Raw genomic sequence first — 7,068 nt, 5'->3', positions numbered from 1 at the left:
GCTCGTTCGAAACCGTGGAGGCACTCCGTCTGGCTCTGCTCGACTGGGCTCGCCAGTACAACGAGCACTGGCTGCTGGAGCGCCACGACTTCCTCTCGCCGACTCAGGCCCGGCGAGAACTCATGCAGCGGCAAGCCGCCTGATTGCTACCAATCTGGTGTCTCAACAATTAGGTGCGGTACACAACCCTGACCTGTCCGATTTGGCGGGGGGCAACTCCAACCACTCATCCCGAGCTCGCTTCGGCGGAGCTTGAGGTGGGGCTTAGCCCAGGGCAACCGCCACTACGCTCCGCTATGGCGTTTGCTACCGCCGACACGCAGAAACTCGATGAGTGCTCGCAGCTTGGGCTCAAGATTTGCGCGACTCGCATAGTAGAGGAAGAGTCCTGGGAACGGTGGACACCATTCCTCAAGCACGCGAGCGAGGCGCTTCTGCACGAGATGCTCGCGTGCGCGGCTCGCGCTGACGTACGCAAGCCCGAGCCCGCTGATTGCTGCAGAGAGAATCAGGTCGCGATCATTGAACTGGAGCCGGCCTTCGACGGCAACCTCAATCTCGCGGCCGTGTTCTGTGAACTCCCATCGATAGATAGGGGCCCCAAGAGACGCGCGGTAATTGATGCACTCATGCTGCTTGAGGTCACGCGGGTGCCTCGGTTTGCTCCGGGTTTCGAAGTATGAAGGTGCGCCCACAACGGCGATGCTCTGGTCTTCACTGACTCGCACGGCGATAACGTCGTGGCCAAGAGTCTCTCCGAGATGAATTCCCGCGTCGAAGCCGCCGCTCACGAGATCGACGGCGTCATCCTGGATGAAAATGTCGAGGCAGATATCCGGATACTCCTCCAGGAATGTTGCGAGGCGCGGCTGAAGAATCTGAAGGTACGCGAGGCGTGGTATGCTGATCCGCAGCGTTCCTGCTGGGCGCTCGCGTGCCTCTTCAAGCGAACCCAAGGCCGCGTCGACCTCAGTGAGCGCTGGCTTTACACGAGCGAGGAAGCGAGCGCCGGCTTCGGTAAGGGCGACGTTTCGCGTCGTTCGCTGGAGTAAGCGAGTGCCGACGCGCTCCTCAAGGGCGCGGATGATTTGGCTCACTCGTGGGGCGGTTAACCGGAGCTCAGCGGCGGCGGCCGTGAAGCTGCGCTTTTCCGCGACCAGCACGAACTCAAGAAGGCCGGAGAGGTCACTCCTCATTGGTAAGCCATCCTACACAATATGATGAAGCTTAGCTCATTATTCGAAGGGACGTCAGTCGCTAGGTTCTCTTTCGAGAGGACAACCTCTCGGAGAGGAACAATCCGTCATGACGTCCCTGAATATTCCATTTGGTGCAACCTCGACCGCCGACGATGTCCTCAGAGGTGTCGACCTGTCCGGTAAGCGTGCCATTGTCACCGGCGCTTCGTCGGGCATCGGGCTCGAGACCGCGCGTGCGCTCGTGGATGCTGGCGCTGAGGTGACGCTCGCGGTACGCGACGTCGAGGCTGGTACGGTGGTCGCGCGAGAGTTCGGCACCGAGGGCGTCCGTGTCGCGCGAATAGAGCTGTCTGACCCGGCATCGGTCGCGGCGTTCATTGGCGCCTGGCGCGGGCCGCTTCACATCCTCGTGTGCAACGCCGGTGTCATGGCCCTCCCAGAGCTGCGCACCGTCGAAGGCTGGGAGCTGCAATTCGCGACGAACCACCTTGGCCATTTCGCTCTCGCGATTGGCCTCCATGATGCGATGACGACGGCTGGCCACTCTCGTGTCGTCGTCGTCAGCTCGGTTGGGCACGTCAATGGTGATGTGGACTTCGATGACCTGATGTTCGAAAGGCGGCCGTACGACCCCTGGACGGCATATAGCCAGTCGAAGACCGCGAACATCCTGTTCATGGTCGAGGCGGCGAAGCGCTGGAAGGGCGACGGCATCACTGTCAATGCTCTCAATCCGGGGCGGATAAGCTCGACGCTGCTCGGTCGCCATGTTGCGGCGGGACCTCCACCCGCGTCGTTTGAACCGAACAGCAAGGATGTCTCCTACAAGAACATCGAACAAGGCGCAGCGACGTCTGCGTTACTCTCGGGCTCGCCCCTCGTCGAAGGAATAACCGGGCTCTACTTCGAAGACTGCGTGCCGGCCACTCTGTACACGCCCGGCGTGCGGCGGGGCGTTGCGTCCTTTGCTCTGAACCCCGCGCGCGCGGCGCGTCTTTGGGACGTGTCGATGACGCTTCTCGGTGGGGGCCGCGGCCCTCTGCCATTAGCTGGAGCTCGTCGCTGACGCGGACTCTCTCTCGTCTTGTTGTTGAGGTGGCGTGATACGTAGACAAAGGGTGGCGAACTAGCTGGGCTGACTTGCCCTGTGGTTTCGGACCGCGTGAAGGCTGAGAGGATGCTGTCTGCGGTCATCGGCCGGAGGGCCAATCGGACTACCCGGGCATGCGAAGGCCGGCAGAGCCATGGGCGCTCTGTGGAGTCTTCGCGCTCTCGGGGGGCTCGGACGCTCTGGGCGAGGTGCCGGCCGTCTCTCGTGCGGGCGTCCCCCGTGAAACGGCGGCGGTGACGGCTGATCCAAGGCTTCCGAACGCGCCTTCACTTTGAGTGCCGATTGAGAGGGCTTCCCCCGACGGTGCGCTACCTGCACCGGGACCAGGAAAGCAGGCTAGAGACGCAACTGAAAACCAGAGAGAGACGCCCTCCCAGAAGCCTCAGAGTGGAAAGAGCGGGTCTCCAGGGGAATATTGTTAACCGCCTCCCCAAAAGTTAACAGCACTTGTTAACCACTCTGGGCCTCTCTCTCCCCAAACGGGTGAAAGAGCAGTCCAGAGAGCCCAATCGGCGGCGGAGAAGAGGGGGCATCTTGCTCTGCGGGGTAGAGAGCCAAAGCGCCCTCTTCAGCACCGCGAGCCAAAATCCCTTGTGATTCAGGGGCTTAAACACGAAGGCCCCGCGATGTCATCGCGAGGCCCTTGTTAAACAAAAAGGGCCCTACCGGTTGGTAGGGCCCTTCAAGTAGCTCCGCGACTGAAGCCCCGCGCGAACTCGTTCTCGGCTTTCTCTGAGAGGACTCAAACTCTCTGAGGGTCGAAACCGAATGATATCCAGTGGTTTCAAAGAGGGGCTGGGCGAGCCACTCAATCGGGGGCCAATTGAATCTCCACAAACTACACCGGGGGTGACATCGTCTCCATGGTTCCGATCCGCTGGTGACCGCTTCACAGAGAGTGCGCGGCGCCGCGGTGCGCGGGGGCTCTCGTGCGAAGTGCTGAGACGGGCGAATGTCGCATGGTTTCGATACGCCCGTAGGCTCAGGGGTGGAGTCCACCCATGACCCATCTCGGCCGATCTGGCGACCGTCCACGTCCTCCGCAGTTGGGCCGCCGCAGGCGGCGTCGAGCCGGCCGCGCCAGGTGGCTGTTACCCCCGCTCAAGGCTGCATCTTACGTGGCCCCGGTCCTTGACAGCCCCGTGCCGAGGAGTAGCCGTGAGTTCAGTTCCTGCGCATCCAGTCTTGCCCTGCAGCCTTGGTTTCAAGGGGTCGTTGCAACGCTGTTTGCCTGCAATGAAGATAGGTGCTCGTTGAAGACTTCACCAGGTGTCTTCCACCTGAGTGCCTTGCGAGGGCGGCTGTTGAGCGCGGCGGCAACAGCGGCGAGTTCGCGGCTCGAGTGCCGAGCCAAGTCTGTGCCCTTGGGGAAGTACTGACGCAGCAGTCCATTTGTGTTCTCGTTCGTGCCGCGCTGCCAGGGGCTGTGCGGGTCGCAGAAGTAGACGGCCAGGCCGGTGTCGATGCGCGACTGGGCGTGCTGCGCCATCTCGGCGCCCTGGTCCCACGTCAGGGAGCGGCGAAGCTGTATGGGTAGCGTGGTGATGGATGTTGCAATGGCGTCGCGAACTGCCAAGGCCCCATGTCCAGCGAGCGCAGGGCCATTCTTCACCCGGGGCTGCCCGTGGGTGTCCATGCGGGGCAGATGCAGCAGCATTGTGAAGCGGGTGGTGCGCTCCACCAGGGTGCCAATGGCCGAGCTGCCCAAGCCGACGATGAGGTCGCCCTCCCAGTGCCCCGGCACCTCGCGGGTATCTGCCTCGGCAGGCCGTTGGCGAAGTATGACGTCTGGGCTGACGAAGTGCTTGCCGCGCGTCTTGGTGCGTCTCCTGGGCACCCGCAGGGCCCGCCCCGTCCTCAGGCACGCAGCCAAGTTACGCCGGAGTGCGCCGCGGCCCTGCACGTAGAGCGCTTGGTAGATGGCCTCGTGGGAGATGCGCATGGAGGCATCCAGCGGGAAGTCGACCTGGAGCCGGTTGGCGATTTGCTGCGGGCTCCACGCCGTCGCCCAGCGCCGGTCCTGCCTGCGGCCATGCCGTCGGCCTCTCCAGCCCACAGTCGGGCCCGGTACGGCCGCCCCGTCGGCGGCGCTGAGCGTGCCAGCGAGGCCGTCCTGTACGTACCGACGCAGCTTGTCGTTCACTGTGAGTTTCGCGGCTTTGGGGCGGCGGGCCCGCCGGTCAGCGTGCCATTGGGCGGCGGTGGCGCGGTACTGAAGGTCGCCACCCCGGGTCGCAGCGTTGCGGCGCAGCTCTCGCGACACCGTCGATGGCGAGCGGCCGATTTGCTGCGCGATGTGGCGTACTCCGCACCCCTGCGCGTGCAAGACAGCGATGTCTTCGCGCTCAGCGAACGACAGGTAGCGCTGCGACAGCTCGGCCAATCGAAACGGCGGCATTCCCCCACTCTCGCGAAACCAACGCGTCCCGACTACCGGTGATATGCCGGCCGCTACCCCTGCCTCCTCACTCGAAAGGCCACGGGCGATGGCCGCCCAGAAGCGCTGCCGATGCTCACGCCGGCCCACCGTTGGACGACCAGGCGACGACATCAGTGTGCGCCCGGAGCGCTCCGCGCGTCGACGTCCTCTTGCGCCCATCGCGACATCTTCTTTTGGAGTGTTGCGACGACCGATTGAATCCGCCATCCCTGTCGCGACCTGTATTCGAGCACGAGTCAGGGAGTCGGGTTTGGGTAGGCACGGGAAGTCCGGTGGCCCGCTCAGGCGAAGGGCGTAAGGCGGGCGACGTCTGCCGAATGTGAGGTGTCCACGTCGAGGAAGTCGAAGTCATTGGCCACGATGCGGCGGGGCTCGTGAGCTATTGAGCGTGTCTCGAATGGGTTCCCAGTCTCAATCAGTCGGAGCCGGCCGAGAAGGTCATTGGCGACGGCAGACTGGATGCGCCGTCTGTCTGGCGAAGTGAGGTCTCTGGAGTTTGCGAGCGCTTGCTCGAACTCGGGCCAGAGAGTTCTCAGCTGCGCGCGCTTGGCCTGCGGGCTTGCGCTGGAGCGCATTACATCTCCGAACTTATTATCGAAGCTAGCAATACCGGGGAGCGTGGCCCAGTCCTCGCGTGTTGTCCGGCGCTCGACTTCAATGACCATGTAGTCATGGTCCGTGTAGGGCAGACCTGAGATGGGGTCCTGGCCCTTCACGAGCCGTCCCTGGTTCAGCCACAGCTCGAAGTCGCGAAACCTATCCCGTGGTGCAGCGATGCCCACGTAGACTCCCGTGGTGAGGGGCTTCCCGCACGGGAGAGTATCGCGAACACCGAGTTGGAGACGGCAGTCGTTGAGCTGGAAGATGCTCTCCACGCCCGTCTTCACTGCCTGGGCAAGTTGTGGGAGTTGGCCCACTGCCAGGCCTGCGGCTGCAGTAATGTCTCCGACCGTCTTGATGAGCGCCTTGGCCGCATCCCCCGCCGGCACCGAGTAGAGCCCCACGACCAGCGACAGGTCACCGCCGTCATAGGGTATCGGCCCCGCGAGCCGCTGGTTGAGATTAATGACGCGGTCCAGATTGCTCTCGGAGAGGTCCTTGAGCTGGCCGGGGCCGATGAGCTGGTGCTCTTCATGGCCCGCATGCTGGGTGAAGCCGTGCAGCACCGGGTAGTACTTGCGCCACAGCTTGCGCGCGTAGCCGAGCGACATTTCCCGCATCCGCAGCACCACATAGGCCTCATCTCGCTTGATGGGCTCCGCTAGGTAGCCTCGCCCGACGTGGTCATCTGGAATCCGGAGCCAGCACAGTTGCTGCGACCGCGCCACGAACAGTGAGCCAACGACATCGATGAATGACACGCATCCTCCCTAACGCCAGATACACGTCCACGGTTGGTTCGGCATGATGCGCCGTGATATTTCCCCAAGTTCGGCGAACAGCGGCGTCGCTGCGTCTCCGAGGCGCACGAGTTCCCGCAGGCTTTCTGCGAGTACGGGGATGCTGCTGTGTTCCCGCTGACGGCCCCACTGCTTCGGGTCGAAGTGCCCATTGTGCAGCGCCTGGATGAGCTGCGCATCCGGTAACTCGGAGAAGTAGCCCCCCAGGTTCTGCGCTAAGGTAGTTAGGGGGGGATCAAGCCGAGCTCTAGGGTCTCCCGCGAGGTAGCCCATGCACCCCAGAATGGGGTCCGTCCACTTGGCGCGGAAGAGGTCGTAGATGCCCGGGGCCGACCGCATGGCATCCCACAGTTCCCCTGATGCATAGAGCTTCTGCCCGAGCTGAAGCTGCCGGACAAGTCGAGCATGACGAAGCTCGGGAGCTGGCTCCTTATCGTAGCGTTCCCCTGGAACTCGAAGCAGATTCTGGCTCAAGTCGAAGCTGCCGTCTGGACGTACCACCAGTCCGATAACTGTGAGGCGGTTCTTAATACTCGCTGCGGCAAGTCGGAACTCACCGAATGCGTAAGCAGCGATGCCCAGGATGAAACTGGATGCAGGTGCCTCGAACGACAGCATGCCAATCCGATCGAACCCCATGCTCTTTCGGGCGTCCGGAAGGAAATCAGCATTGCGAAGGGGCTGCATGTAGAACACGGATCCGCGGGAATCCTCCTCGAAGCTATTGTGGATGCGGGCCTGAGTCTGACGCAGCAAGGTTGGGACATTCGGCCACGCTCCTTCCAGGGCCACTAAACCAAGGATCGTAATTCTCGTCCGGCCTCAGGCGGTGCGCCTGAGGTCGGTGCGGCGCAGGAATGGACTGGCGAAGCACTGGGCGGAGCGAGCGGCGAGGTAGGCATGCACCCGGGCCATGAG

5 protein-coding genes are annotated in these 7,068 nt (G+C 63.1%); 1 reads left to right on the top strand and 4 read right to left on the bottom strand.

What is annotated here, in order from left to right:
* Positions 1–284 precede the first annotated feature (284 nt).
* Entirely contained in the window at positions 285–1,196 is a 912-nt protein-coding gene (locus tag KRR26_RS35890; protein ID WP_217082114.1) for a LysR family transcriptional regulator, read from the bottom strand.
* A gap of 109 nt (positions 1,197–1,305) precedes the next feature.
* On the opposite strand from KRR26_RS35890, the gene KRR26_RS35885 reads away from it, so the two are divergent.
* On the top strand, positions 1,306–2,265 hold the full coding sequence (locus KRR26_RS35885; protein WP_217082113.1) for an SDR family NAD(P)-dependent oxidoreductase: 960 nt from the start codon (positions 1,306–1,308) through the stop codon (positions 2,263–2,265).
* Positions 2,266–3,514: 1,249 nt separating this feature from the next.
* On the opposite strand, the gene KRR26_RS35880 is transcribed toward KRR26_RS35885, so the two are convergent.
* From KRR26_RS35880 to KRR26_RS35870, 3 genes are all read right to left on the bottom strand, one after another.
* Positions 3,515–4,909, bottom strand: a complete 1,395-nt coding sequence (locus KRR26_RS35880; RefSeq protein ID WP_217082115.1) for an IS30 family transposase — start codon at positions 4,907–4,909, stop codon at positions 3,515–3,517.
* 122 nt (positions 4,910–5,031) lie between these two features.
* Positions 5,032–6,111: a hypothetical protein gene (locus KRR26_RS35875; RefSeq protein WP_217082112.1), complete on the bottom strand. Its 1,080-nt coding sequence runs from the start codon at positions 6,109–6,111 to the stop codon at positions 5,032–5,034.
* Between the two features lie 9 nt (positions 6,112–6,120).
* On the bottom strand, positions 6,121–6,846 hold the full coding sequence (locus KRR26_RS35870; protein ID WP_217082111.1) for a hypothetical protein: 726 nt from the start codon (positions 6,844–6,846) through the stop codon (positions 6,121–6,123).
* Positions 6,847–7,068: the final 222 nt, after the last annotated feature.

The organism is Citreicoccus inhibens, assembly GCF_019039035.1.
GTDB classification, from domain to species: Bacteria; Myxococcota; Myxococcia; order Myxococcales; family Myxococcaceae; genus Citreicoccus; species Citreicoccus inhibens.
Note: the sequence above shows the minus strand (reverse complement) of the source record. Positions and strands in the feature narration are given on the sequence as shown.

Coding starts and splice junctions, on each gene's coding strand:
- KRR26_RS35885 (WP_217082113.1), top strand. CDS start 1,306: ATGACGTCCCTGAATATTCCATTTGGTGCAACCTCGACCGCCGACGAT.
- KRR26_RS35890 (WP_217082114.1), bottom strand. CDS start 1,196: ATGAGGAGTGACCTCTCCGGCCTTCTTGAGTTCGTGCTGGTCGCGGAA.
- KRR26_RS35880 (WP_217082115.1), bottom strand. CDS start 4,909: ATGGGCGCAAGAGGACGTCGACGCGCGGAGCGCTCCGGGCGCACACTG.